Source organism: Cupriavidus sp. 05T313, from assembly GCF_056396665.1.
In genome coordinates this window covers 1-24,225 of the sequence record NZ_JBFTLX010000028.1, presented here as the reverse complement: position 1 = coordinate 24,225, position 24,225 = coordinate 1, and the positions used below count along the sequence as shown (strand labels likewise).

General features: G+C 67.2%; 22 protein-coding genes. 5 read left to right on the top strand and 17 right to left on the bottom strand.

The window, feature by feature from the left end; translation table 11 throughout:
* Window positions 1-70: 70 nt before the first annotated feature.
* The 7 genes from AC1DKD_RS09345 to AC1DKD_RS09315 all read right to left on the bottom strand — a co-directional run bounded on the left by AC1DKD_RS09345 (window position 71) and on the right by AC1DKD_RS09315 (window position 6,198).
* On the bottom strand, window positions 71-1,339 hold the full coding sequence (locus AC1DKD_RS09345; RefSeq protein ID WP_441629135.1) for a UbiH/UbiF/VisC/COQ6 family ubiquinone biosynthesis hydroxylase: 1,269 nt from the start codon (window positions 1,337-1,339) through the stop codon (window positions 71-73).
* Window positions 1,320-1,829: a hypothetical protein gene (locus AC1DKD_RS09340; RefSeq protein WP_441629133.1), complete on the bottom strand. Its 510-nt coding sequence runs from the start codon at window positions 1,827-1,829 to the stop codon at window positions 1,320-1,322. Before AC1DKD_RS09340 ends, AC1DKD_RS09345 begins: the two co-directional genes overlap by 20 nt.
* Window positions 1,826-3,208, bottom strand: coding sequence for an aminopeptidase P N-terminal domain-containing protein (locus tag AC1DKD_RS09335; RefSeq protein ID WP_477143205.1), 1,383 nt, complete (start codon window positions 3,206-3,208; stop codon window positions 1,826-1,828). Before AC1DKD_RS09335 ends, AC1DKD_RS09340 begins: the two co-directional genes overlap by 4 nt.
* Before the next feature lie 82 nt (window positions 3,209-3,290).
* A complete protein-coding gene (murU, locus tag AC1DKD_RS09330) occupies window positions 3,291-4,031 on the bottom strand; it encodes an N-acetylmuramate alpha-1-phosphate uridylyltransferase MurU (protein ID WP_441629129.1) in 741 nt (246 codons plus the stop codon).
* 17 nt (window positions 4,032-4,048) lie between these two features.
* Window positions 4,049-4,387, bottom strand: coding sequence for an AzlD domain-containing protein (locus tag AC1DKD_RS09325; protein ID WP_441629127.1), 339 nt, complete (start codon window positions 4,385-4,387; stop codon window positions 4,049-4,051).
* The gene (locus AC1DKD_RS09320) at window positions 4,384-5,058 is read right to left on the bottom strand and encodes an AzlC family ABC transporter permease (protein ID WP_276289810.1); all 675 of its coding nucleotides are present in this window, start codon (window positions 5,056-5,058) and stop codon (window positions 4,384-4,386) included. Before AC1DKD_RS09320 ends, AC1DKD_RS09325 begins: the two co-directional genes overlap by 4 nt.
* A gap of 105 nt (window positions 5,059-5,163) precedes the next feature.
* A complete protein-coding gene (locus AC1DKD_RS09315) occupies window positions 5,164-6,198 on the bottom strand; it encodes an aminoglycoside phosphotransferase family protein (protein ID WP_441629125.1) in 1,035 nt (344 codons plus the stop codon).
* A gap of 156 nt (window positions 6,199-6,354) precedes the next feature.
* Between AC1DKD_RS09315 and AC1DKD_RS09310 the strand changes: the two genes are divergently transcribed.
* The 5 genes from AC1DKD_RS09310 (at window position 6,355) to trpS (ending at window position 13,361) form a co-directional block, all read left to right on the top strand.
* A complete protein-coding gene (locus AC1DKD_RS09310; RefSeq protein ID WP_441629123.1) occupies window positions 6,355-8,763 on the top strand; it encodes an LPS-assembly protein LptD in 2,409 nt (802 codons plus the stop codon).
* 9 nt (window positions 8,764-8,772) lie between these two features.
* On the top strand, window positions 8,773-10,269 hold the full coding sequence (locus tag AC1DKD_RS09305; RefSeq protein WP_477103883.1) for a peptidylprolyl isomerase: 1,497 nt from the start codon (window positions 8,773-8,775) through the stop codon (window positions 10,267-10,269).
* Between the two features lie 27 nt (window positions 10,270-10,296).
* The gene (pdxA, locus tag AC1DKD_RS09300; protein ID WP_441629121.1) at window positions 10,297-11,346 is read left to right on the top strand and encodes a 4-hydroxythreonine-4-phosphate dehydrogenase PdxA; all 1,050 of its coding nucleotides are present in this window, start codon (window positions 10,297-10,299) and stop codon (window positions 11,344-11,346) included.
* A gap of 20 nt (window positions 11,347-11,366) precedes the next feature.
* Window positions 11,367-12,185: a 16S rRNA (adenine(1518)-N(6)/adenine(1519)-N(6))-dimethyltransferase RsmA gene (rsmA, locus tag AC1DKD_RS09295; RefSeq protein ID WP_441629119.1), complete on the top strand. Its 819-nt coding sequence runs from the start codon at window positions 11,367-11,369 to the stop codon at window positions 12,183-12,185.
* A 153-nt stretch (window positions 12,186-12,338) separates the two neighbouring features.
* On the top strand, window positions 12,339-13,361 hold the full coding sequence (gene trpS / locus AC1DKD_RS09290; RefSeq protein ID WP_441629117.1) for a tryptophan--tRNA ligase: 1,023 nt from the start codon (window positions 12,339-12,341) through the stop codon (window positions 13,359-13,361).
* Between the two features lie 96 nt (window positions 13,362-13,457).
* Here the strand turns inward: trpS and AC1DKD_RS09285 are convergent, their stop codons facing one another.
* The 10 genes from AC1DKD_RS09285 to AC1DKD_RS09240 form a co-directional block, all read right to left on the bottom strand.
* Window positions 13,458-14,327 carry a DMT family transporter gene (locus AC1DKD_RS09285; RefSeq protein ID WP_441629203.1) on the bottom strand — a complete coding sequence of 290 codons (870 nt, stop codon included), beginning with the start codon at window positions 14,325-14,327 and terminating at the stop codon, window positions 13,458-13,460.
* A 40-nt stretch (window positions 14,328-14,367) separates the two neighbouring features.
* Window positions 14,368-14,775 carry a lactoylglutathione lyase gene (gloA, locus tag AC1DKD_RS09280; protein ID WP_035868018.1) on the bottom strand — a complete coding sequence of 136 codons (408 nt, stop codon included), beginning with the start codon at window positions 14,773-14,775 and terminating at the stop codon, window positions 14,368-14,370.
* 184 nt (window positions 14,776-14,959) lie between these two features.
* A complete protein-coding gene (locus tag AC1DKD_RS09275) occupies window positions 14,960-15,841 on the bottom strand; it encodes a M48 family metallopeptidase (protein WP_441629115.1) in 882 nt (293 codons plus the stop codon).
* A complete protein-coding gene (locus AC1DKD_RS09270; protein ID WP_441629113.1) occupies window positions 15,838-16,590 on the bottom strand; it encodes a lysophospholipid acyltransferase family protein in 753 nt (250 codons plus the stop codon). Before AC1DKD_RS09270 ends, AC1DKD_RS09275 begins: the two co-directional genes overlap by 4 nt.
* Window positions 16,591-16,607: 17 nt before the next feature.
* On the bottom strand, window positions 16,608-17,186 hold the full coding sequence (gene gmhB / locus AC1DKD_RS09265) for a D-glycero-beta-D-manno-heptose 1,7-bisphosphate 7-phosphatase (RefSeq protein ID WP_441629111.1): 579 nt from the start codon (window positions 17,184-17,186) through the stop codon (window positions 16,608-16,610).
* 29 nt (window positions 17,187-17,215) lie between these two features.
* On the bottom strand, window positions 17,216-19,348 hold the full coding sequence (gene glyS, locus AC1DKD_RS09260) for a glycine--tRNA ligase subunit beta (protein WP_477143204.1): 2,133 nt from the start codon (window positions 19,346-19,348) through the stop codon (window positions 17,216-17,218).
* A gap of 36 nt (window positions 19,349-19,384) precedes the next feature.
* The gene (locus tag AC1DKD_RS09255; protein WP_441629107.1) at window positions 19,385-20,032 is read right to left on the bottom strand and encodes a hypothetical protein; all 648 of its coding nucleotides are present in this window, start codon (window positions 20,030-20,032) and stop codon (window positions 19,385-19,387) included.
* Window positions 20,029-20,988 carry a glycine--tRNA ligase subunit alpha gene (gene glyQ / locus AC1DKD_RS09250; protein WP_035868032.1) on the bottom strand — a complete coding sequence of 320 codons (960 nt, stop codon included), beginning with the start codon at window positions 20,986-20,988 and terminating at the stop codon, window positions 20,029-20,031. Before glyQ ends, AC1DKD_RS09255 begins: the two co-directional genes overlap by 4 nt.
* Before the next feature lie 473 nt (window positions 20,989-21,461).
* The gene (gene lnt / locus AC1DKD_RS09245) at window positions 21,462-23,054 is read right to left on the bottom strand and encodes an apolipoprotein N-acyltransferase (protein ID WP_477143203.1); all 1,593 of its coding nucleotides are present in this window, start codon (window positions 23,052-23,054) and stop codon (window positions 21,462-21,464) included.
* Window positions 23,051-23,923, bottom strand: coding sequence for an HlyC/CorC family transporter (locus AC1DKD_RS09240; RefSeq protein ID WP_477143202.1), 873 nt, complete (start codon window positions 23,921-23,923; stop codon window positions 23,051-23,053). The genes lnt and AC1DKD_RS09240 overlap by 4 nt, the downstream gene beginning before the upstream one ends.
* Window positions 23,924-24,225: the final 302 nt, after the last annotated feature.

Here is a 24,225-nt window from a genome sequence, read left to right as displayed (position 1 = left end):
CCCGGGTTGCTCAAGATTTGAGCAAATATTGCTCCGGTCCGGGTGGCAGGCGAGGGTGCCGGCGCCGCCGCTAGCGGCGCGTGCCGTACATCATCTGGCGCGCCAGCGCGTCCTTGAGCGGGCCCAGGCAGGCAAGCGCCGCCAGCGACGCGCCGCGCGCGTGGGCGGCGAGCGGGTAGGAGACGCCGAACACGCGGGGCAGCAGGTCGGTTACGCCGATGGTGATGGCGCGATCCCGCTTTTGTTGCGCCGCAAACGCCAGCAAGGCCTGCGGTCCGCAGCCGGTGCGCAGGGCGCCAGCCAGGGCAAATGCGTCGCGCAGGCCCAGGTTGAGGCCCTGGCCGGCGACGGGATGGAGTGTCTGCGCCGCATTGCCGACCGCGACGATGCGGCCCTGCACGGTGACTGGTGCGGCATTCAGTCCGAGCGGGAAGGCGTGCCGCTTGCCGATGCCGGTGAAGCGGCCCATGCGCGGGCCGAAGGCTTGCTCCAGCTCGGCGAGGAACTCGGCTTCGGGCAATGCCAGGCGGTGCGCCGCCCGCTCCGGCGGACAGCACCAGACCAGGGCGTAGCCGGGCGTGCCGTGCTCCTCGTGTGGCAGCAGGGCCAGTGGCCCTTCCTCGGTGAAGCGTTCCCAGGCCCAGCCCGGCTGCGGGCGCGAGCACGCCACATGGGCAACGATCGCGGTCTGGCCATAGTCGCGCCGGTATTTTTGACCCTGGACGCCGCGGGTGGACTGCTGATGGAACAGCCCGCCTTCGGCTTGCACAGCCAGGCGCGCGTTAAAGACGACCGGCTGGCGGTCATGCGTATGGCCGCTCAGGTGTACCAGCCCGACGCTTTCGTCTGCAATGCGGTCCGCGCCGGCTTGCGGGGCGCGCTGCTCCAGGCGATCGATGCGCGTGTCGTAGGCTCGCGCCAGGCGCTCGCCGTCGGTGCCGGGGGCGGCATGGATCGCCTGGCCCAGCGCGCGCTCAAGTGATTCGCACAGATCGCCGTAGCGCACCACGTAACCGAGCGCGGGAACATCGTAGTCGTCGCGGTGCAGCTTGACGTGGCCAAAGCGCCCGCGTTGCGACACGTGGATATGCTCGATCGGCGTGACCGCCCGGGGCCAGGCGCCGATCTGCTCCAGCAACTGGCGGCTGCCGTAGGACAGCGCAATGGCACGCGGGTCGCGCGCCGCGCGCGCCGGGGTGGCGGCGTCGATCAGCGTCAGGCGCCACGGGCTCCTGCGCAGCAGCAGGCATGCCAGCGCGAGGCCTACCGGCCCTGCGCCGACGATGGCGATATCCGGGAAGGCCGCGCCGGGGGCGCGTTCAGTGCTTGCCGGACTCATGCGCACTGTCGTCAGGTTGGGCGGCCGGGTGACTGTCGTTGCCCACGTTGTCCGAGCTGGCCTCCACGGCCTGCGCGCCCCGCTTCCAGCAGTTGGCATCCGTGCGGTGCTTGCCCGCCGCGGCATCGCGCAAGGCGTTGTCCAGCTTCTGCTGGCTGAAACCGGGGAAGGCCTGCAGGCGTTCCACCAGCGCCGCGTGATTGACCGCGTTGAGCGGCACCACGCAGCCCCGGGGCGTGCCGTCGGCGGCCGGGTCGCCGACCAGGATCAGCCAGGCGGGGCCAGCCCACGGTTCACGGTTCGAGACCCGCACCACCACGCGTTCGATCGCGTCCCACTCAAGCTCTTCGCGCTGGCCGTCGGGGCGATGCACCACCACGCGGTCATCGTAGAGATTGACCACGAACGGTTGCGCGGGATCGTAGGAGGGCGCGCGGCTGGTTTCCACGCGATTGCCTACCGGAAGTACCTTGCGTAGCCAGCCAATCATCGTGCACCTCCCGCGTCGCGCATCAGCGCTTCAATTTCGTCAGCCTTGACCGGGGCGCCGCGCGTCATCAGCTCGCAGGCGCCATGGGTCACCACGGCATCGTCCTCGATGCGGATGCCGATATGCCAGAAGCGCTCCGGCACATCCGGTGCCGGGCGCACGTAAATGCCGGGCTCCACCGTCAGCACCATGCCGGGCTCCAGCGGACGCCAGGGGCGCTCGCCCTCTGCCGGCGCGGCGCCGGGCACGCGGTACTCGCCCACGTCATGCACGTCCATGCCGAGCCAGTGGCCAGTGCGGTGCATGTAGAACTGGCGGTAGCTGCCGTTGGCCAGCACATCGTCGATGCTGCCGCAGCGGTCGCGGTCGAGCAGGCCGGTATCGAGCATGCCCTGCGCCAGCACGCGCGTGGCGGCGTCGTGCGGCACGTTGTAGGGCACGCCGGCGCGGGTCTCGGCAATGGCGGCTTCCTGCGCGGCCACCACCAKGTCGTACAGCTCGCGCTGGGCCGGCGAGAAGCGGCCGGAGACGGGGAAGGTGCGGGTGATGTCGGAGGCGTAGCCATCGAGCTCGCAGCCCGCGTCGATCAGGCACAGTTCGCCGTCGCGCAGTTCCGCAGGGCCGGCGCGGTAGTGCAGCACGCAGGCATTGGGTCCGGCGGCGACGATCGAGTTGTAGGCGACGCTCTGCGCGCCATGGCGGCGGAACTCATACAACAACTCGGCTTCCAGGTGGTACTCGCGCAGCCCCTGGCGCGACGTGCGCATGGCGCGCACATGGGCCTGTGCCGAGATCTCGGCGGCGCGGCGCATGGTGGCTATCTCGCCAGCGTCCTTGAACAGGCGCATCTCGTCGAGGATGGTGCGGATGTCGAATGCCGCCGACGGCGCCGTTACGCCGGCGCGTCCTTGCATGCGTACCGTTTCCAGCCAGCGGCGTACCTGCATGTCGGTGCGGGTGTTGGAGGCCAGCGGGTAAGCCACCACAGCGTGGTTGGCCAGCAGCGGCGGCAGCAGCGCATCGATCTCCTCGACCGAATGGGCTTCGTCGAAGCCGAAGGCGGCCTGCGCGCCTTCCGGGCCATAGCGGAAGCCGTCCCAGATCTCGCGCTCCTCGTGCTTGGGGCGGCAGAACAGGATGCTGCGCTCGGCGCCGGATGCCTGTGCCACCATCACCAGCACCGCCTCGGGCTCGGTGAAGCCGGTCAGGTAATAGAAATAGCTGTCGTGGCGATAGGGGTAGTCGCTGTCGCGGTTGCGCATGGCTTCCGGCGCGGTGGGCAGGATCGCCACGCCGCCGCCGGCGGCGCGCAGTTGCTGCAGCACGCGGGCGCGCCGGTCGCGACAGGCGAGAAGGAGGGCGGAGTCGGGTGCGGACATGTGTGGGGCCACGTGGATGGGGAATAGGGCAGATTCTACCGCCGCCGGATTGCCGGCGGCGGTACTTGGCCTGGCAGGCCGCTCAGTGCAGGGGCGCGGCGGCCGCGCCGCGCCGGGCTTGTACCTGGGCATCCAGGGCCGCCAGCTGGGCCGGCGTGCCGACGTTTTCCCAGATGCCATCGAAGCGCTCCCCGCTGGCCAGGCCGGCGGCCACCGCCGCGCGGTAATAGGGCGTCATGGCAACTTTCTGCCCCGGCTCGATGGCGATGAACAGCCTGGTGTCGTACAGGCCTATATTGCCGAAGGTCAGGGCCGGAGCTGCCGGCGTTGGCGCGGGCAACAGCACGCCATCCGCACCCAGCGCGAAATCGCCGTCCGGATGGAACGGCGGATTGGGCACCATCACCAGGTGCATGCGTGGCTCGGGCGCGCCGGCCATGGCAAGCGCGCGGGGCAGCAGGGCGCGGAAGTCGAAGTCGGTGAAGATGTCGCCGGATACGGCCAGGAAGATCTCCCCGCGCGCGGGCGCGGCCGACAGCAGCGGCAGCGCCTGGGCAATGCCGCCGGCGGTTTCCAGCGCGCTGGACTCGGCCGAGTACGCCAGGCGCACGCCGAACCGGCTGCCGTCGCCGAGCGCTTGTTCGATCTGCCCGCCAAGCCAGGCGTGATTGATCACGATGTCCTTGAAGCCGGCACGCGCCAGCGCCTCGATCTTCCAGGCGATCAGCGGCTTGCCGCCGACCGCCAGCAGCGGCTTGGGGCAGGTATCGGTGAGCGGGCGCATGCGCTCACCGCGCCCGGCTGCAAAAATCATGGCTTTCAATGCACGGTCTCCGGCGCTTATTTCAGCGCGTGGTTCAGCAGGTACGTCATCGCGATCAGGGTGGCCATGCCGCCGGCGATGGTCCAGCCGATGCTGCGTGTTTTCGCTGCAATGACGATGGCCACCAGGCCGGCCACCAGGCGCGCGTTGCCGGGGCCGATATCGACCTGGCCGCCGCGCATCAGCAGGTCGGGCGCAATCAGCGCGGACAGCATGGCGGCCGGCACGAACTGCAGCGCGGTGCGGAACCACGACGGCAGCCGCACCCGGCCTTCCACGGCGATGAACGACAGGCGGATCAGGAAAGTGGCGAGGCCGGCGCCGATGAACACCAGCAACAAGGTCATCTCGCTCACGCGGCGGGCTCCGTGGAGGCCGGCTTGGGCTGCCCGCGGCCCTTGCCCAGCAGCAGCATGCCGGCGGCAATGCCTCCGAGTGCCGCCACCATCAGGCCAAGTTTGTGCGGCATGCCGAAACAGGCCACGGCCAGCGCCGTCGCCACCAGCGCCGCGGCGGCGTGGGAGCGGTGCTTGATGCCCGGCACGATGATGGCGATAAAGGTGAGCGGCAGGAAGAAATCGAGCGGCCAGTCGCGCGGAACCTGGGCGCCGACCAGCACGCCCGCCAGCGTCGAGACCTGCCAGCTGGCCCACAGCGCGAAACCCGCGCCAAAGAAGAACCAGTGGCGGTAGCGCTTGTGCGCGTCGTCGTCGGACAGGCGCCGCGTCATGGCGGCGAAAGCCTCGTCGGTCAGCAGGTAGGCGATCAGCGCCTTCCAGCGGCCCGGCAAGTGCGCCAGCGCGGGAGCCAGGGTGGCCGAGTACAACGCATGACGCAGGTTGACCATGGCCACGGTCACGGCGATCAGCACGGCCGGCGTGCCCGCCGCCCACAACTGCGTCAGGATCATCTGCGAGGCGCCGCCGAATACGATCGCGCTCATGGCGCAGGCCAGCCATGCGGGCATGCCGGCGTTGACTGCCAGCACGCCATAAATCAGGCCGAACGGCGCCACGCCGAGCAGCATGGGCGCCAGCGCGCGCACGCCCGCCCACCATTCGCCCCGGCGGGTGAGGGGCGGCGGAGGTTCGCTACCGGGCGTGATGAGCGTCACATGCGTCACTGCGGGATATCAGAACGTATAGCCGACAGGTCGCTCGACGCCGTCGAGCGCGTCGAACAGGCGTACCAGCTTGCGCAGTTCGATGTAGCGGCCGGCCACCTGGCGGGCGTACTTCAGCACCAGCGGCAGGTTGGCCAGGTAGCCGTCCTTGCCGTCGCGGTGGTACAGGCGGGCAAAAATGCCGAGTATCTTGAGGTGGCGCTGCAGGCCCATCCACTCGAAATCCCGGTAGAACTCGCCAAAATCGGCGGCCACCGGCAGCCCGGCCTTGCGCGCGCGTTCCCAGTAGCGGATCAGCCAGTCGAGCTGCTCCTGCTCGTCCCATTCGATGTAGGCATCGCGCCACAGCGAGACCGCGTCGTAGGTGATGGGGCCGATCACCGCGTCCTGGAAATCCAGGATGCCGGGGTTGGCCCCGCCGTCCAGCACCATCAGGTTGCGCGAGTGATAGTCGCGGTGGACATAAACCTGCGGCTGCGCCAGGTTGTTGGCCAGGAGCGTCTGCATCACTTCGGCCAGGCCGGCTTCCTGGTCGGGCGTCAGCGTGACGCCGAGGTGCCGTGCTACATACCACTGCGGGAACAGGTCGAGTTCGCGCTGCAGCAGCGCGCGGTCGTAGGCGGGCAGGGCGCCGGGCCGGGTCGCGAGCTGGATTTTCACCAGCGAAGCGGATGCATCGTCATACAACTGGCGCGCGCTGCCAGCGTCCAGGCGGGACAGGTAAGTGGTGTTTCCGAGGTCGCTCAGCAGCAGGAATCCTTGCTCTAGATCCTGCGCCAGTACCCTGGGCACGGTCACGCCGGCTGCGCCGAACAATTCCGCCACATGGATGAAGGGGCGGCAGTCCTCCTGCGCGGGCGGCGCATCCATCACGATGACGGTGGGATATTCCGGGTGGCTGGTGGTGGCACGGAAGTAACGCCGGAAGCTGGCATCGGCGGATGCCGGGGTGCAGGAATCGGGGTTGACGGGCCAGGATGGACCGAGTCCGGACACCCAGACTTTGAGCTGGTCGAGACGCGGGTCGAGTGGATGAGCTGCCATGCCGGAAAGGGAGAATAGGATGCCCCGTATAATACCCGACCAGACCCGGGCCCCGGGGCGGCTCCCAGGCGGGCCGTCCATGGCCCGACAGCCTGCTCCGGCGGCGGCTGGCGGCTGCTGTGCCGCCGCCGCCGCTCTGACTCATGACCCGCTCGCATGACCGAACAACGACGATCACCGAACCAGAAGGCAAGCAAGACATTGGCGCGACGCCCCGGAAGCGCATTGCGCCCGCTCGTGTTGGCCATGGCCGGCTGGTCGGTGGGCGTTCACGCGCAGGCCGTGAGTTCCGCCATCCCCGACCTGCCGGTGGCCGAGCCCGCCGCCGAACAGGTGCCCGAGACCCCGCCGGTACCCGGCGAGCTGGTGCCACGCCTGGCCGAACCGGGCAACGCCAAGACCAGGCCCGCCGAGCCGGACGACAATCCGCCCACCTTTGCCTCGGGCGACCGCATGACCGGCTATAACCAGCGCGGCGTGGAACTCGAAGGCAACGCGGAGCTGCGCCGCGCGGGCGGCGTGGTCAAGGGCGACAAGCTCACTTACGACCAGGACAGCGACGAGGCTTTCGTCCACGGCAACGCCCGTATTTCGCGCGACGGCTCGCTCGCGGTCGGGCCGGAAGCCCGGCTGAAGGTGGAGGCCAACGAAGGCTACATGCTGTCGCCGGACTACTATTTCCAGGAAACCGGCGGCTCGGGCAAGGCCGAGCGCATCGATTTCATCGACAAGAACCTCAGCACGATCAAACGCGCCACCTATACGACCTGTTCGCCCGACAATGCGGACTGGTATTTCAGTGCCCGCGAGCTGGATATCGACAGCGACCGCCAGGTCGGCACCGCCTACGGCGGCGTGCTGCGCTTCTTCGACGTGCCGATCATGGGGGCGCCGGTGTTCAGTTTCCCCTTGAACAGCGAGCGCCGCAGCGGCGTGCTTCCGCCGCTGTTCGGATATGGCTCCAAGTCCGGCGCGGACCTCACGGTTCCGTACTACTTCAATATCGCGCCCAACCGCGACCTGACAATATTCCCGCGTGTGTTGACTTCCCGCGGGGTGCAGCTGGGCTCCGATTACCGCTATATCGGCGAGGGTTATTCGGGACGCATCCGCGGCGAATTCCTGCCGGACGACCAGAAGACCAAGACCAACCGCTGGGCATACTCGGTCCAGCACTACCAGAACATCGCCAAGGGCCTGAACGCGTACGTCAACCTGAACAAGGTATCGGACGACCAGTACCCCGACGACCTGACCCGCTCGGTAACGCAGGCAACGCTGCGCCAGTACACGCAGGAAGGCGGAGTCAGTTACAACTGGCAGGATCTGACTGTATTGGCGCGGGTGCAGAAGTTCCAGACGCTGGCGCCGAGCCAGCCCTCGTACGAACGCGTGCCGCAGCTCAATGCGAAGTACATTCGCTACGACCTGGGCGGTTTCGATGTGCAGGTGGATACCGATTACACGCGCTTTCGCATTCCGCTGAGTACAAGCGGCACGCAGCAGCCCCAGGGCGAGCGGGTCTATTTCCAGCCCTCGATCAGCTACCCGATCCTCCGGCCGGGCTGGTTCGTCACGCCCAAGGTGACGTTCAGTGCCACCCAGTACCAGATGGAGCCGTCCACCAACACGCCCGGTGCGCCGAATACGCTGACCCGGACATTGCCGACCGTGAGCCTGGACTCGGGCATGACCTTCGAGCGCGACGCGCCGAGCGTGAGCCGGCTGTTTGGCGTCAACTACGTGCAGACGCTTGAGCCACGCCTGTTCTATGTCTACACGCCATTTCGCGACCAGAGCCAGTTCCCGCTGTTCGATACGGTACAGTCCGACTTTGGCTATGGTCAGATTTTCAGCGAGAACCCGTTCACCGGTTATGACCGCATCGCCGATAACAACAAGGTGACGGCGGGCGTGACCACGCGCCTGATCGAAGCCAGCAGCGGGATCGAGCGCTTCCGCGGCACCATCGCCCAGCGCTATGACCTGACCGGCCAGCGCGTGCAGCTCAACGGCACCGACCCTGCCGGCCAGACTGGTTATTCCGATCTGCTGGCCGCCACCACGATCCAGATGTTCAAGGGTTACTACCTCGATGCCGGGCTGCAGTACAACCCCTCGAGCGACCGTGTGATCTATTCGAATATCGCCTTCTCGTGGCGGCCCGAGGTGCGCAAGACGCTGAATATCGGCTATCGCTACCGCCGCCCGACCTCGGTGACGGACAATACCGCCATTGACCAGTTCGAGATTTCGAGCCAGTGGCCAGTGACCCAGCGCACCTATGGCATTGGCCGGGTAGCGTTCGACCTGAACGCGAGCCAGCTGGTCGATGCGCTGGCCGGCTTCGAATACGCGGCGGATTGCTGGGTGGGACGTGTCGTCTACCAGCGCTTCCGCAACACCACGCAGGGCTACACCGGGCGCATCTTCTTCCAGGTGGAGTTCCGCGGGTTGTCCAAGATTGGCTCCAATCCGCTGGATGTGCTGCGGCTGAACGTGCCGGGTTATGAGCCCGTCGTCGCCAGGCCTGTGATCCCATCCCAGCTCGACCACTATGAATGACGGACCATGATGAAACGTCAAGAATTCACCGCGATCTCCTCCTTGTCGTCCCGCCTGACCGGCTGGCAAAGCCTTTTGCTGAGCGCGCTGCTGGCTGCTTTCGCGCTGCCCGCCGCGGCGCAGCTGAAGGCTCCCGGGCAGAAGGCCACCGGCATTTTCATGCCCCAGGCCGGTGGCAGCGCCGCTGCTTCGCCCAGCCAGCCGCGCCTGGGCGTATCGCAGCCCGGCACGAGCGCCCAGCGCTCGCAACTGGTGGACGAGGTGGTGGCGATCGTCAACAGCAGTGTGATTACCCGGCGTGAACTGCTGGACCGCGCCGACGATATCGAATCGCAGTTGCGCCAGGCCAACCGGCCGGTGCCGGCGCGTGCCGACCTGCTGGGCGAGGTGCTGGAGCGCCTGGTGATGGAGCGCGTGCAGACGCAGGCCGCGCAGGAAGCCGGCATCAAGGTGACGGACCAGGAAGTCGACCGCGCCATCGAGTCCGTGGCGCAGCAGAATAAAATGAACGTGACCGACCTGCGCAGCCAGGTCGAGCGCACCGGGATGACCTGGACCAAGTACCGGGATGAGTTGCGCAAGCAGGTGCAGGTGATCCGCCTGCGCGAGCGCGAGGTGGATTCCAAGATCCAGGTCTACGACGGCGAGATCGACAACTATCTCGCGGCGAATGGTGCACCGGGCACTGCCGCTGCTGCCACTGGCCCCACCGAATACAACGTGGCCCAGATCCTGGTGCGCGTGCCGGACGATGCCTCGGAGGCGCAGAAGGCGGCCTTGCGCGCCAAGGCCGAAGGGCTGCTCAAGCAGGCCCAGGGTGGCGCGGATTTCGCCGAGCTGGCGCAGGCATCCGATGCGCCCGAGGCCGCCAAGGGCGGCTCGCTTGGCTTCCGCGAGATCGGCCGGCTGCCGGCGCTGTTCGCCAATGCCGTGCTTGACCTGCAGGTCGGTGGCGTGGCGCCGCAAGTGATCGAGAGCGCCAACGGCTTCCACGTGCTCAAGCTGCTGGCCAAGCGCAACGCGCCGGCGGCGTCGTCGAGCCCGGCCGCCGCCGACAAGATTACCCAGACCCAGGTACGCCATATCCTGATCCGCACCGGCCCCAACATGCCGGAGGCCGAAGCGCGCCGCCAGCTGGTCACGGTGCGGGACCGCATTACCCACGGCGGAGACTTTGGCGAAGCGGCCAAGCGATTCTCCCAGGACGGATCGGCGTCGAACGGTGGCGATCTCGGCTGGGTATCGCCGGGCGAGCTGGTGCCGGAATTCGAGCAGGCCATGAACCGGCTGCGCCCGGGCGAAGTGTCTGAACCCGTGGTCAGCCAGTTTGGTGTCCACCTGATCCTGGTGGTCAATCGCCGCGAGACCGAAGTTTCGCCGGAGAAGCAGCGTGATTTCGCCCGTGCCGAGGTACGCGAGCAGAAGCTGCGCGCGGCCTATGAAGACTGGCAGCGCCAGTTGCGCCAGGCCGCCTACGTGGAATACCGCGTCAACCGCCAGCGCTAAACACGCCAAACAGAAGACATCGCCGCCATGTCAGAGCCGCTCGCGCTAGCCATCACCACCGGGGAACCCGCCGGCATCGGTCCCGACATCACCGTGGGTGCCTTGCTGCAACTTGCGGGCGAGCATCCGCAAGTGCGCTTTCACGTGCTGGGCGACGCGCGCCTGCTGGCCGCGCGTGCCGCGGCGCTGGGCGCGGCGCACGCCTGGGCGCACAGGCTGGCGGACGGCAGCGTGGTGAGCGAAGACATCGCACTGGACGTGCCGTGCGAAGCCGGCCGGCTCGATGCGCGCAACGGGGCCTACGTGCTGGCCTTGCTCGATGCCGCGATTGACGGCTGCACCGGTGGCGCGCACGGCACGCCGCGCTATGCCGGCATGGTGACCGCGCCGGTGCAGAAGAGCACCATCAACGATGGCGGCGTGCCCTTCACCGGCCACACGGAATACCTTGCCGAACGCGCCGGCGTGCCGCGCGTGGTGATGATGCTGGCCGGCCCGCAGCCCGCGCATGCCAACGCCATGCTGCGGGTGGCGCTGGCCACCACCCACCTGCCATTGCGCGCGGTGCCCGATGCGCTGACGGTGGCCATGCTGGTGGAGACGCTGACCATCGTCGACGCCGACCTGCGCCGCCATTTCGGCATTGTCCGCCCGCGCATCCTGGTGACAGGCCTGAACCCCCACGCCGGGGAAAGCGGCCACATGGGCCATGAGGAGATCGACGTGATCATCCCCGCGCTGGCCCACGCCGTCGACGCGGGCATCGACGCACGCGGCCCATACCCCGCCGACACGCTGTTCCAGCCCCGCCACCTCGACGGGGCCGACTGCGTGCTGGCGATGTACCACGACCAGGGCCTGGCGCCGCTCAAGTACGGTACCTTCGGCCACGGCGTGAATATCACGCTGGGCTTGCCTTTTATCCGCACATCGGTCGACCATGGCACTGCGCTCGACCTGGCCGCGAGCGGCCGGGCCGAGCACGGCAGCATGATCGAGGCGATCCGCAGCGCCATCGCCATGGCCGGCCACGCCAACGGCCGGCCGCGCGCCGCGCCGCTGGCGGCAACACGCTGACGCCCGAGCGAGACCCAACTATGCGTTCCAACGTACACCAGGGCCATGTGGCCCGCAAACGATTCGGACAGAACTTCCTGGTCGATGACGGCATCATCCATGGCATCGTCAGTGCCATCGACCCGCAGCATGGCGATGTCCTGGTCGAGATCGGCCCCGGTCTCGGCGCGCTGACCCAGCCGCTGCTGGAGCGCCTGCCGCAGATGCAGGTGGTCGAGCTCGACCGCGACCTGGTGGAGCGCCTGCGGCGCCGCTACGGCGATCGCCTGGTGATCCACGCGGGCGATGCGCTGGCCTTCGATTTCGGCAAGCTGTGCGAAGCCGGCAGGCCGCTGCGTATCGTCGGCAACCTGCCGTACAACATCTCCAGCCCGCTGCTGTTCCATCTGGCCGAGTTCGCCGACCAGGTGCGCGACCAGCATTTCATGCTGCAAAAGGAAGTGGTCGAGCGCATGGTGGCCGAGCCCGGCAGCAAGGCTTTCGGGCGGCTGTCGATCATGCTCCAGGTGCGCTATCACATGGAGCATGTGCTCGACGTGCCGCCGGCGTCGTTCAATCCGCCGCCCAAGGTCGACTCCGCCGTGGTGCGCATGATTCCCTGGCCGCGGCAAGCCGACGGCCTGTTGCGCTCGCCTTATCCCGCCTGCAACCTGACGGTGCTGGGCGATGTGGTGGCCGCGGCTTTCTCCCAGCGGCGCAAGGTCCTGCGCAATACGCTGTCGATGCTGCGCGACCAGGTCGATTTCGACGCGCTTGGCTTCGACCTGGCCCGGCGCGCGGAGGAAGTTCCCGTCGCCGAATACGTTGGGCTGGCACGGCAACTCGAGGCCACGCCCTGATGATGCGCGCGCCCATGCCCCATTGGTGGCGCTGCTGAAGGCAGCGGCACGTCGTCATCCCCCGATCCCGACTCTAGCCGCCGCAGCCCGGTCGGCAGGCCTGTGCCCCCGCCGACCGGTGCCCGCGGCGCTTCTCTTACCGAAGGAAATGCCATGACTAGCGAAACGCAGGCGCCCCAGCGCAAGGTCATCCTCACCGGCGACCGCCCCACCGGCCAGCTTCACCTTGGCCACTACGTTGGCTCGCTCAAGAGCCGCGTGGCACTGCAGGACACCCACAAGCAATATCTGCTGCTGGCCGACACCCAGGCCATGACCGACAACGCGCACGATCCGGAAAAGGTGCGGCGCAACGTGCTGGAGGTGGCGCTCGACTACCTGGCGGTCGGCATCGACCCGGCCAAGACCACCATCACGGTGCAGTCGCACCTGCCGGCGCTGGCCGAACTCACCCTGATGTACCTGAACTTCGTCACGGTGGCCCGGCTGGAGCGCAATCCCACCATCAAGGAAGAGATCCAGGCACGCGGCTTCGGACGCGATATTCCCGCTGGCTTCCTGTGCTACCCGGCCTCGCAAGCGGCCGACATCACCGGCTTCAAGGCCCAGGTGGTGCCGGTGGGCGAGGACCAGGCGCCGCTGATCGAGCAGACCAACGAGATCGTGCGCCGCATCAACCACCAGGTTGGCCGCGAGGTCCTGCCCGAAGCCGCCGCGCTGATCCCGCGCTTCGGCCGCCTGCCCGGCGTCGACGGCAAGGCCAAGATGAGCAAGTCGCAAGGCAATGCGATCCCGCTCGCGGCCACGCCTGAGCAGATCAAGGAAGCGGTCATGCGCATGTACACCGATCCCAACCACCTCAAGGTGTCGGATCCGGGGCAGGTCGAGGGCAATATGGTGTTCACCTACCTCGATGCGTTCGACGAGGCGGTCGATGAAGTGGCCGAACTGAAGGAACACTATCGGCGCGGCGGACTGGGCGATATGGTGCTCAAGCGCCGGCTGGAGGGCGTGCTGCAGGCACTGCTGGCGCCGATCCGCGAGCGCCGCGAGGCACTGGCAAAGGATCCGCAGCACGTGTTCGATATCCTGAAGCAGGGCACGGAGCAGGCCCGCGTCGTTACCCAGGCGACGCTGGACGAAGTGCGCGAGGCGCTCGGCATGTTCAGCTTCTAACCCCGGCGCATCCGCGCGGGCGTAGCAAAAGAGCCGGCGCATGCCGGCTCTTTTGCATCTTTTGCGTCTATTGCGCGGTAAGCCGGGTGCGTTCGCTCAGGCCCGCCGGTTGACCAGCACGATGCCGGCCAGCACCAGCACCGCCGCCACGGCAAACCGCATGCCCACGGCATCGTGCATCAGCACCACGCCGAATGCCACACCGAACAGCGGCGTCAGGAACGAAAACACCGATAAGCGCGAAGCCAGATATTGGCGCAGCAACCAGAACCACGCCAGGTAGCTGGCAAAGGCTATCAGCACCGACTGGTAGAACAGGCTCGCCAGCACCAGGCCGTCAACCCGCGCATGCAGGTGCTGGCCGGCGGCAAGCGCCATGGCCAGCAGCATCACCGCCGACACGGCCAGTTGATAGAGCAGCGTCTTGCTGGCCGGCGCCGATGCCAGCCGGCTGGCACGTACCACCACCGTGGTGGCTGCCCACAGGAATCCGGCAAGGATGCCCAGCGCATCGCCCAGCAGCGTGCTGCCGCCATGCGCGGCAGGTGCGGCGATGCCATCGGCAAAAGCCAGCGCCATGCCGCAGAAGGCCAGCCCCACGCCAACCCACTGCCCGCGCCGCAGCCGTTCCCCGGCGACGGTCATGTGCAGCCCGAGCGCGGTGAAGATCGGCGCGGTATAGAGGAACACCGCCATGCGCGAAGCGCTGGTGTGGCCAAGGCCAACGAAGATGCAGAAGAACTCTGCGCCGAACAACAGGCCGGCCAGCAACCCCGCGCCCAGCGTGCCATCGCGCTGCCACAGCGGCGTGCGGCGCCAGGCAGCGAAGCCGAACACCAGCAAGGCCGCCACCGCTGAGCGCACGCCAGCCTGGAGCACCGCGCCCATCGACGGCGCTGTCACTTTGATCACCACTTGCTGCAGCCCCCATGCCAGGCAGAGCACGACCATCAGGGTGATGGCCATGCCGTCGAGCGGGCGCCGGGTGAGCGGTTGGGCGCTCACTTCAGGGGCGGCTGGCGTCGCGCGTGGAATTGCGCTCGATCAGTTCGATCTTGTAGCCGTCCGGGTCTTCGACGAAGGCGATCACGGTGGTGCCGCCCTTGACCGGGCCGGCCTCGCGCACGACATTGCCGCCGGCGGCGCGGATGCGCTCGCAGGTGGCCGCCGCGTTGTCGGTCTCCAGCGCGATATGGCCGTAGGCGGTGCCCATTTCATACTTGTCGACGCCGTAGTTATAGGTCAGCTCAAGCACGGCCGTTTCGGATTCCGGGCCGTAGCCGACGAAGGCGAGGCGGTACTTGTATTCGGTGTTGTCGCTTTCGCGCAGCAGTTGCATGCCGAGGATGCGGGTGTAGAAGTCGATCGAGCGTTGCAGGTCGCCGACGCGGAGCATGGTATGGAGGAGTCGCATTTTGGGAGAGATATGATTTTTCTTGAATGGGGCGGATATTCTAAACGGGATGCGCAAGGCGGGTATGCCGCTGGCGCTGATCGCCATTTTTCCGTTTGAAATCAAGGGTCTGATACTCGCATTGCAGGGTTGCGGCCGGCACCTTGCCACGCGCCTGGCGGAGTGCCAGGCCAGGAGGCCGGGCTCAGAACGTCGGCAGCAATTCCGGCGGATGCGCCCTCAATTGCGCCCGGGCATCCCGGAATTCCGGAAAGATCGATGCCACCGTATCCCAGAACCTGGGGCTATGGTTCATCTCCTTGAGATGTGCCAGCTCATGCGCGGCCACGTAGTCGATCATCGACAAGGGAAAATGCATCAGCCGCCAGTTCATCCGGATCTTGCCGTCGGCGGTGCAGCTGCCCCAGCGCGTCGCGGCCGATGTCAGCGCAAACGCGCTGTGCCGCACGCCGAGCTTGTCGGCGTAGATATCGAGCCGCTGCGCCAGCAGCCGCTTGGCCTGGTGCTGAAGCCACCCTTGCACGCGATCCTTGATCTGCTGCTCATCGGCATGCACAGGCAGCGCAAGATGAAGAATGCGGCTGTCGGCGTCGAACACCAGTACGCCGGTGGGCGATTCGAGTTTCAGCGTGATGGGCTTGCCCAGAAAGGGCAGGCTCGCGCCTTCGCGCCATTGCACGGTGGGCAGCACGCGCCGGGCTTCGCGATGCTGCCATTCCCCCAGCTTGTTGAAGATCCAGCGCTGTTTTTCGAAGATGGCGGACTCGATGTCGGCCAGCGTCACCCAACGCGGCGCCGTGATGGACAGGCCGCGGTCGTCCACGGTGAAACCGATGGTACGGCGCGACGAGCGCTTGAGCGTGTAGTGCACGCCGCGTTCGCCCACCAGCAGCAGCCGCGCATTGGGCTGCGGCTGTGGCCAAGGTTGCGAGGCGGGCGGGACCGGTTGCGCAGGCGTAACCCCCGGTGCCATGCCCGGTGCCATGTCGGCGCCGGCCAGGGCGTCTGACAGCGGCAGCTCCATCTGGGAGCCGGGGGCATCGGGGGACGGGCGCAGCAATTTCATGCGGGCGTTTTGCTCCGGTAGCTCTCGCCATCGATTCTACGCATATCTCGTTCGATCCACGCCTCAACCTCTTGGTTGACCTGGTCCGCGGTCTTGTTGGCCGAGGAAATCGGCGCGCCGACAGAGACCGTGATCATCCCGGGATATTTCAGGAACGAGTTGCGCGGCCACAGCCGCCCGGAGTTGACGGCCATCGGAATCACCCACGCGCCCGTTTCCACCGCGAGGCGGGCGCCGCCGCTCTTGTAGCGGGTCTTCTCCAGGCCGGATGGCGTGCGCGTACCCTCCGGGAACATGATGATCCAGGCGCCTTCAGACAGCCGCTCCTTGCCCTGCCGCACGGCGGAGGCGAAGGCGCGCGTGCCTTCCTTGCGGTTGATATGCACCATCTTGAGCATGCCCAGCGCCCAGCCGAAGAAGGGCACCATCAGCAGTTCGCGCTTGAACACGAAGCACATCGGCTTGGGCAGCGTGGCCAGGTAAGCGACCGTCTCCCACGCCGACTGGTGCTTGGACAGCACCACGACCGGCTTGTCGAGCATGCCGTCGAAATGCTCGCGGCCTTCGTAGCGGTAGCGAATGCCGCAAATCACGGCGGCCGCGGCGGTGACCATCCGCGGCCAGCCGCGCACGAAGCGGTAGCGGCGGTCGGCATTCATGAAGGGAAAGACAATGAAGCACGCGCAGGCATACGGCGGCGTCACTACCAGAAGGAACAACGCGAACAGCAAGGAGCGGAGGAAAATCATCGGTGCGGGAATTGGGTTCAGGAACCGGCCTGGCGCGGAGCGCCATCGCCGGTGAGCAGCCAGCGCGCGAAAGCGCGCAGGTCGTCGTGGATCAGCGTGCCGGGCGGCAGGCCGCCCTTTTTCTCGGTCTTGGCGCCTTTGCCGGTCAGCACCAGGTGCGGGGCGCAACCCACCGCCAGCCCCGCCTCGAGATCGCGCAGCGAGTCGCCTACCAGCGGCACGCCCTTGAGCTCTACGCCAAAGCGTTCGGCCAGCTGCTCAAGCATCCCGGCCTTGGGCTTGCGGCAATCGCAGCCGTCCGCCGCCGTATGCGGGCAGAAGAAGACCGCGTCGACGCGTCCGCCGAGATTGGCCAGCGCCTTGTGCATTTTCTCGTGCATGGCGTTGAGCGCGCTCATCTCGAACAGGCCGCGGCCGATGCCGGACTGGTTGCTGGCGATCACCACGCGATAGCCGGCCTGATTGAGCGCGGCGATCGCTTCCAGGCTGCCATCGATGGGGATCCATTCGTCGGGCGTCTTGATGAACTGGTCGCTGTCGAGGTTGATGACCCCGTCGCGATCGAGCACGACAAGCTTGGGCGGTGTCTGCGGCATGATGGCCTTCCGTTATGGTGCCCGGCCGCTCAGGCGGCCAGCTTGGAGATGTCGGCCACGCGATTGGCCAGCACGTGCAGCGAGGCCAGCAGCGCCAGCCGGTTGGCACGCAGTTGCGCGTCTTCGGCCATCACCATGACGTCGGTGAAGAACTGGTCGACCGCCGCGCGCAGCTGCGCGAGGTCGCGCAGCGCGGTGGCGAAGTCGCCGTTGGCGAAGGCGGCGTCCACCTGCGGGCGCACGCTTTCCACCGCCTTGTGCAGCGCGCTCTCGGCGGCTTCCTGCAGCAGCGCCGGCTGCACGGTGCCAATGGGGTCGGTGTTCTTGCGCAGGATGTTGGTGATGCGCTTGTTGGCCGCGGCCAGCGCTTCGGCTTCGGGCAGCGCGGCAAAGGTGCGCACCGCTTCCAGGCGGGCCAGGATGTCGTCCAGGCGCTGCGGGCGCAGGCTCACCACGGCTTCCACCTCGTTGGTGGTGTAGCCCTTGTCCTTCAGGTAGCCGCGCAGGCGGTCGTACAGGAAGTCGGCGATCGCGGCTTGCGCGGGCTTGACCGCGGCGATGCCGGCGAAGGCCTGCTGGGTGAGCTCCAGCAGTGCGTCGATCGACAGCGGCAGCGGCGTCTCGACCAGCATGCGCAGGATGCCGAGCGCGTGGCGCCGCAGTGCGAACGGATCCTTCTCGCCGGTGGGCGACAGGCCGATGCCCCAGATGCCGACCAGCGTCTCCAATTTGTCGGCCAGCGCGACAGCCAGGCTCACCGGGCCGGCGGGCAGGGCGTCGCCGGCAAAACGCGGGCGATAGTGCTCGGAGCAGGCCAGCGCCACGGATTCGGCTTCGTCGTCGTGACGCGCGTAGTAGGTGCCCATGGTGCCCYGCAGCTCCGGGAACTCGCCGACCATGTCGGTCAGCAGGTCGGCCTTGGCAAGTTCGGCGCCGCGCATGGCGGCCGCTTTTTCCACGGCAATGCCGGCGGCGCCCATCGCGTCGGCGATGTGGCCGGTGATCTGCTGCAGGCGCTGCACGCGGTCGAGCTGCGAGCCGATCTTGTTGTGGTAGACCACATTGGCCAGTTGCGGCACGCGCGAGGCCAGGGTCTTCTTGCGGTCCTGGTCGAAGAAGAACTTGGCGTCGGCCAGGCGCGGGCGCACCACGCGCTCATTGCCGCTGATGATGGATTCCGGCGTGTCCGTGGCCAGGTTGGAAACCACCAGGAAGCGGTTGCGCAGGTGGCCTTCGGCATCGGTCAGCGCGAAGTACTTCTGGTTGGTCTGCATGGTCAGGATCAGGCATTCCTGCGGCACTTCGAGGAAGACCTCCTCGAAATGGCAAGGATAGACCACCGGCCATTCCACCAGCGAATTGACTTCGTCGAGCAGGGCATCGGGCATGACGACCTGGTCGGCGCCGGCCTGCTCCAGCAGCGCGTTGCGAATGCGTTCACGGCGCTCGGTGTAGCTGGCCAGCACGCGGCCTTGCGATTCCAGCACGGCGGCATAGTCGCCGGCCCGGGCAATCTCGATCTCGCCGCCAGACAGGAAGCGGTGGCCCTGGGTGGTCCTGCCGGCCTGGAGCCCCAATGCACTGACCGGCACCACTTCGGTGCCGAGAAGGGCCACCAGACGGTGCGCGGGGCGCACGAAATGCACGGTGCTGCCGTCCGGACGCTGGTAGCTCATCACCTTGGGGATGGGCAGCCTGGCGATGGTGTCGTCCAGTGCCGCCTGCAGGCCGGCAACCAGTTCGGCGCCGCGCGCGGTGTAGCGGTAGAAGAAGGCGTCGGCCTTGCCGTCGGAGGCGCGCTCCAGGGTTTGCCAGTCGATCGCTTCGACGCCCACCGATTTGGCCAGCGCGGCCAGCTTCTTGGCCAGCGGCGCCGTCGGCTCGCCGTTGGCGTCCAGCGCCACCGTCAGCGGCAGCACTTTTTCGCGCTGCTCGCGGTCTGGCGCGCTGCGGCGCACGCCGGTGACTTGCGCGGCCAGCCGGCGCGGCGTGGCGAAAGAGGTGACGGCGGCGCCGTCATCCAGCAGGCCACGCTCGGACAGGCCGGCGAACAGGCCCTGCGCGAAGGCGTCGCCCAGGCGCGCCAGCGCCTTGGGCGGCAGCTCTTCGGTGAACAGCTCGATCAGCAGCGTATCGTTCGAATCGGTCAGGGTTTGCGACATGAATCGTTTCCAACAAGTTGTGGCACGCGCTGCGCCTTAGCAGCGCGGTGCAATAGTAGGTTCTACGCCGGACAACAGCCACAGGCCGTTTTGCTGGCGGAATTGCAGCGTGGTCGCTACGCACTGGCTGTCCGTGCTGCCGCCGCTGCTTGCGCTGCTGCCGCGGGTGCCGGGGGCGGGACGCGGTGCGAAGAAGCGGGCATCGAGCCGGCGCAGGCGCTTGTCGTAGCGGATCTCGTCGATGCGGCCGCTTACCCAGAAATCGATCTTGGGCGGCAGCTGCGCGGCCGAGTAGTACGTCTTGATCTGGCGGCGTACCCGGCCGTTCACTGTCTCGGTCTCGGTCCACGTGAGCGGGTAACGGATCGCGCTTTCATAGGCGCGCAGCGGCACGCGGTGCCAGCCCAGATCCCTGGAGCCCGACAGGTCGCACGAGAACGTGCGCACCAGCTGGGTCCACTGGTCCAGCGAGTTGTTCGGGCCGAAGGCGCCGTGCCAGTGCCGGTCGATGGCCTGCTGCAGTGCCTGCGGATTGGCTTCGCAGACATTGGACAGGTCGGCCGGCAGGTACAGCGCCTGCGGGCTCGGCACGGGCGCCGAGGCCTGGGCGGCGCCGGACGCTCCCAGGGCCAGCATCGCCAGGGCAGCGCATCCGCGCAGCGCGCCGCGCGCCGCGCGGGTCATGCGGCGGCCTCGCGTTCGCACATCGGAAAGCCGAGCGACTCGCGCGAGTCATAGTAGGCCTGGGCCACCAGCCGCGACAGGTTGCGGATGCGGCCGATATAGGCCGCGCGCTCTGTGACCGAGATCGCGCCGCGTGCGTCCAGCAGGTTGAAGGTGTGGGCGGCCTTGAGCAGTTGCTCGTAGGCGGGCAGCGGCAGGCGTTTGGCGGCGTCGGCCGGCGCGGCCTGCCCGGCGTCCTGCTTCGCCTCGGCGGCGCCCATCAGGCGCTTGGCTTCCGCTTCGTGTTCGGCGAAGTGGCGGAACAGGATCTCGGTATTGCTTTGCTCGAAGTTGTAGGTGGATTGCTCCACTTCGTTCTGGTGATAGACGTCGCCATAGGTCAGGCGGCGCGTCTTGCCGTTTTCTTCCCACTCGGTCCACACCAGGTCATAGATGTTCTCGACCTTCTGCAGGTACATCGCCAGGCGCTCGATGCCGTAGGTGATCTCGCCGGTGATGGGCTTGCAGTCGATGCCGCCCACTTGCTGGAAATAGGTGAACTGCGTCACTTCCATGCCGTTGAGCCAGACTTCCCAGCCCAGGCCCCATGCGCCCAGCGTGGGATTTTCCCAGTCGTCCTCGACGAAGCGGATGTCGTTCTGCTTCAGGTCCAGGCCCAGCGCTTCCAGCGAGCCGAGGTACAGCTCGAGGATGTTCTCGGGCGCGGGCTTGAGCACGACCTGGTACTGGTAATAGTGCTGCAGGCGGTTGGGGTTCTCGCCATAGCGCCCGTCCTTGGGGCGGCGCGACGGCTGCACATAGGCGGCGCGCCACGGCTCCGGCCCGATCGCGCGCAGGAAGGTATGCACGTGCGAGGTGCCGGCGCCGACCTCCAGATCGATGGGTTGCAAGAGTGCGCAGCCCTGCCGGTCCCAGTAGGCCTGCAGGGTGAGGATCATTTGTTGGAAGGTCAGCATAAGCGAAGACTAGTAAGGGCCTGCACACAGGCCAGCAAGCAAGCAAGGGCGGGCGCCGGGCGGCAAAGTTGCCACGGCGCCTCACGAAGATCGTGCCAAACCCTGAATTCTATCGGTTTTTTTCAGGCTGCCCGCCATCGGCACGACCCTTGCATGAGTCACGACATCCAATCCCGCCCGCGGGGCTGGTATGTGGTGTCGGCGTTTTGCAACGAATCGGGTAAACACCGAAGCCCTCTAAAGCTCTGCCGGATACTGGCCGTTAGTGTTTTTGTATACAGTATTAAGCAGAGCTGTGCATAACAGCCGAAACCGTCCGAATCAATTCATCAGGGGGACACCGGTCATGTCGCTACTTTCTCGGAAGCCTTATCTCGTCGCCATCGCAGTGATGATAGCCGCCGCCTTGCTGTCGGCAGTGGCTGGCGTGGCAGCCTGACACGCCTGCTGGGCTGTCTGCGGCCCGGCCGCCGTCAGCGTTGCTGGCGGCGGCGCCAGGCCGCCAGGGCCAGCACCAGCAGGCAGGCTGCCAGCGCCGGACTATTTCCCCAGCGCACATATGGGGTGAAACCCTGTGTGCCCTGCACATTGGCGGTGAGCGTGCCGACCGTGAAGGTCGGCAAGCGCGCGGCCACCACGCCGTCCGGCGTCACCACGGCAGTCATCCCGGTATTGGTCGAACGCAGCATCGGCCGGCGCATCTCCAGCGCGCGCATGCGCGAGATCTGCAGATGCTGGTCCAGCGCAATGGTGTCGCCGAACCAGGCCAGGTTGGTCACATTGACCAGGATATTGGCCGGCACCGGCTGGCTGCGCAGCGTCTCGGCGATTTCCTCGCCGAACAGATCCTCGTAGCAGATATTGGGTGCCACCATGATGCCGCGCACCGGCAGCGGGGCCTGGTCCAGTCCGCCGCGGCGGAAGTCCCCGAGCGGCATCTTCATCATGTCCACGAACCAGTGGAAACCCAAGGGAATGAACTCGCCGAACGGCACCAGGTGGTGCTTGTTGTAGCGATACAGCCGTTCGGTCAGCGGACCCAGGCCGAAGACGCTGTTGGTGAAATCGACCGGCGAATCCGCGCCGGCGGCGCCAAACAGCACGGTGGTGCCGCTGGCCACGGTGAAGTCGCGCACCGCGATGGCGATGTCGACGGGCAGGTCCTGCAGGATCACCGGGAAGGCGGTCTCGGGCGTGACCACGAGATCGGCCGGGGCGGCCGTGATCAGGTCGCGGTATAGCTCGATGGAGCGCTGCACGCCGGCCGGTTCGAACTTGATGTCCTGTGCCACATTGCCCTGCAGCAGCCGCACGGCAATGGGCTTGCCGGCCGGGGTAGTCCAGGCGACCGGCACCAGCGCGGCGCCGCCCAGCGGCAGCGCCACGGCTCCCGCCAGCGCGAGCGCGCCGGTGCGCTTGCCGCCCGGGCCGGCGCTGCCGAAGCCGCGCACCGCTGCCACCAGCAATGCAGCCACAGTTGCCGCCAGCGCGCCGATGCCGTAGACCCCGATCAGCGGCGCGAAGCCGGCCAGCGGACCATCGGTATGGGCGTAGCCGCTCGACAGCCAGGGAAAACCGGTGAACATTACGCCGCRCAGCCATTCGGACAGCCCCCAGGCCGCGCCGAAGGCGAGCGGCGCCAGCAGCGTCACGGAGGCCGCGCGCGTCCGGCGCGCCATCAGCCAGTGCCATGTCGCGGCGGCCAGCGCCGGAAAGAGCGCGATGAAGCCGGCAAGCAGCAGCACGGCAAGCAGCGCCATCCAGGCTGGCATCTCGCCATAGACGTGCATGCTGATATAGAGCCACCACACGCCGGAGAGGAACCAGCCCAGGCCAAAGGCGTAGCCGGTCGCGGCCGCGCCGCGGGTGCGGGGCGCATCGGCGACCAGCGCCACCAGCCCAGCCAGCGACAGCAATTGCAGCCACCACCAGGTATGGGGCGCGTAGGCCTGGGTATGGGCGACGCCCAGGATGGCGGCCAGCAACAGTCGGGGCAGGCTCACGCCGCGCGCGTTGTCGCGCCCGGCGCTGGCGGCGCCGGGCCATGCCTGGAGCAAGCGCTTCATGCGCCGTCCACTTCGGGCGGGTTGAGCGGGGCCTCGCGGCGCACCAGCAGCAGGTGCGCCTGGCGGGCATCGGCGCGCAGGACTTCGAAGCGCATCGGGGGCAGTATCACCACTTCGCCGCGATGCGGCACGTGGCCAAGGTGGTTGCTCAGCAAGCCGCCCACGGTGTCGACGTCGTGATCGGAGAAGTGCGTGCCGAAGGTTTCGTTGAACTGCTCGATCTCGGTCAGGCCATGCACGCGCCAGCCGCCATCGGGCAGTTGCACGATCTTGTCATGATCCTCGTCAAGGTCGAACTCGTCCTCGATGTCGCCCACGATCTGTTCCAGCACGTCCTCGATGGTGACCAGGCCGGCGACGCCGCCATACTCGTCCACSACSATSGCGATGTGGTTGCGGTTGATSCGGAASTCGCGCARCAGGATRTTGAGGCGCTTGGACTCGGGGATGAAYACRGCCGGGCGCAGGGTCTCGCGCAGGTCGAACTCCTCGTCGGTGTAGTACCGCAAGAGGTCCTTGGCCAGCAGGATGCCGATGATGTTGTCGCGGCTGCCTTCGTAGACAGGAAAGCGCGAGTGCGCCGTCTGCCGCATGAAGGGGATGAAGCTCTCCGGCGCGTCGGCGATATTGACGGTGTCCATCTGGCCGCGCGGCACCATGATGTCGCGCGCGGTGAGTTCGGAAACCTGGAACACGCCCTCGATCATGGAGAGGGAGTCGGCGTCRATCAGGTTGCGCGCATGCGCATCCTGAAGCACCTCGAGCAATTCAGCGCGGGTATCGGGCTCGGGGGAGATGAAATCCGAGAGCCGTTCGAGCAGGGATCGGGGACGGTCGGCTGACTTCGAACTGGGGTAAGGGTCGTTCATGGCGCGGCGAGCGCGGGGTGGATATCGGTTGAAGGATACACTAAAAGGGTTTGGGATCTGTGACGGGGGGGGGTGGGGCGGGGTTTGAAACTGCGACTTCTGCGCTTCAACTGCTTAACTTCAAGGTCAAAAGCAACTGCAGTTTCACCACCCCTGCGGGGCGGCGACCTACGTTCTTGTCTTGCCAAGAAAGTAGGCAAAGAAGGCGCGCCGGATGGGGCGACCCCCCCTCGTCGGCAGACAAAAAGAGCGGCCGGGACCCAAACTCGCATCGCCTTAAGGCGATACTCAAACATGGGTCC

Coding starts and splice junctions, on each gene's coding strand:
- AC1DKD_RS09345 (WP_441629135.1), bottom strand. CDS start 1,339: ATGAGTCCGGCAAGCACTGAACGCGCCCCCGGCGCGGCCTTCCCGGAT.
- AC1DKD_RS09340 (WP_441629133.1), bottom strand. CDS start 1,829: ATGATTGGCTGGCTACGCAAGGTACTTCCGGTAGGCAATCGCGTGGAA.
- AC1DKD_RS09320 (WP_276289810.1), bottom strand. CDS start 5,058: ATGCTGCTCGGCGTGGCGCCGTTCGGCCTGATTTATGGCGTGCTGGCA.
- AC1DKD_RS09315 (WP_441629125.1), bottom strand. CDS start 6,198: ATGGCAGCTCATCCACTCGACCCGCGTCTCGACCAGCTCAAAGTCTGG.
- AC1DKD_RS09310 (WP_441629123.1), top strand. CDS start 6,355: ATGACCGAACAACGACGATCACCGAACCAGAAGGCAAGCAAGACATTG.
- AC1DKD_RS09305 (WP_477103883.1), top strand. CDS start 8,773: ATGAAACGTCAAGAATTCACCGCGATCTCCTCCTTGTCGTCCCGCCTG.
- pdxA (WP_441629121.1), top strand. CDS start 10,297: ATGTCAGAGCCGCTCGCGCTAGCCATCACCACCGGGGAACCCGCCGGC.
- rsmA (WP_441629119.1), top strand. CDS start 11,367: ATGCGTTCCAACGTACACCAGGGCCATGTGGCCCGCAAACGATTCGGA.
- trpS (WP_441629117.1), top strand. CDS start 12,339: ATGACTAGCGAAACGCAGGCGCCCCAGCGCAAGGTCATCCTCACCGGC.
- AC1DKD_RS09285 (WP_441629203.1), bottom strand. CDS start 14,327: ATGGCCATCACCCTGATGGTCGTGCTCTGCCTGGCATGGGGGCTGCAG.
- gloA (WP_035868018.1), bottom strand. CDS start 14,775: ATGCGACTCCTCCATACCATGCTCCGCGTCGGCGACCTGCAACGCTCG.
- AC1DKD_RS09275 (WP_441629115.1), bottom strand. CDS start 15,841: ATGAAATTGCTGCGCCCGTCCCCCGATGCCCCCGGCTCCCAGATGGAG.
- AC1DKD_RS09270 (WP_441629113.1), bottom strand. CDS start 16,590: ATGATTTTCCTCCGCTCCTTGCTGTTCGCGTTGTTCCTTCTGGTAGTG.
- gmhB (WP_441629111.1), bottom strand. CDS start 17,186: ATGCCGCAGACACCGCCCAAGCTTGTCGTGCTCGATCGCGACGGGGTC.
- AC1DKD_RS09255 (WP_441629107.1), bottom strand. CDS start 20,032: ATGACCCGCGCGGCGCGCGGCGCGCTGCGCGGATGCGCTGCCCTGGCG.
- glyQ (WP_035868032.1), bottom strand. CDS start 20,988: ATGCTGACCTTCCAACAAATGATCCTCACCCTGCAGGCCTACTGGGAC.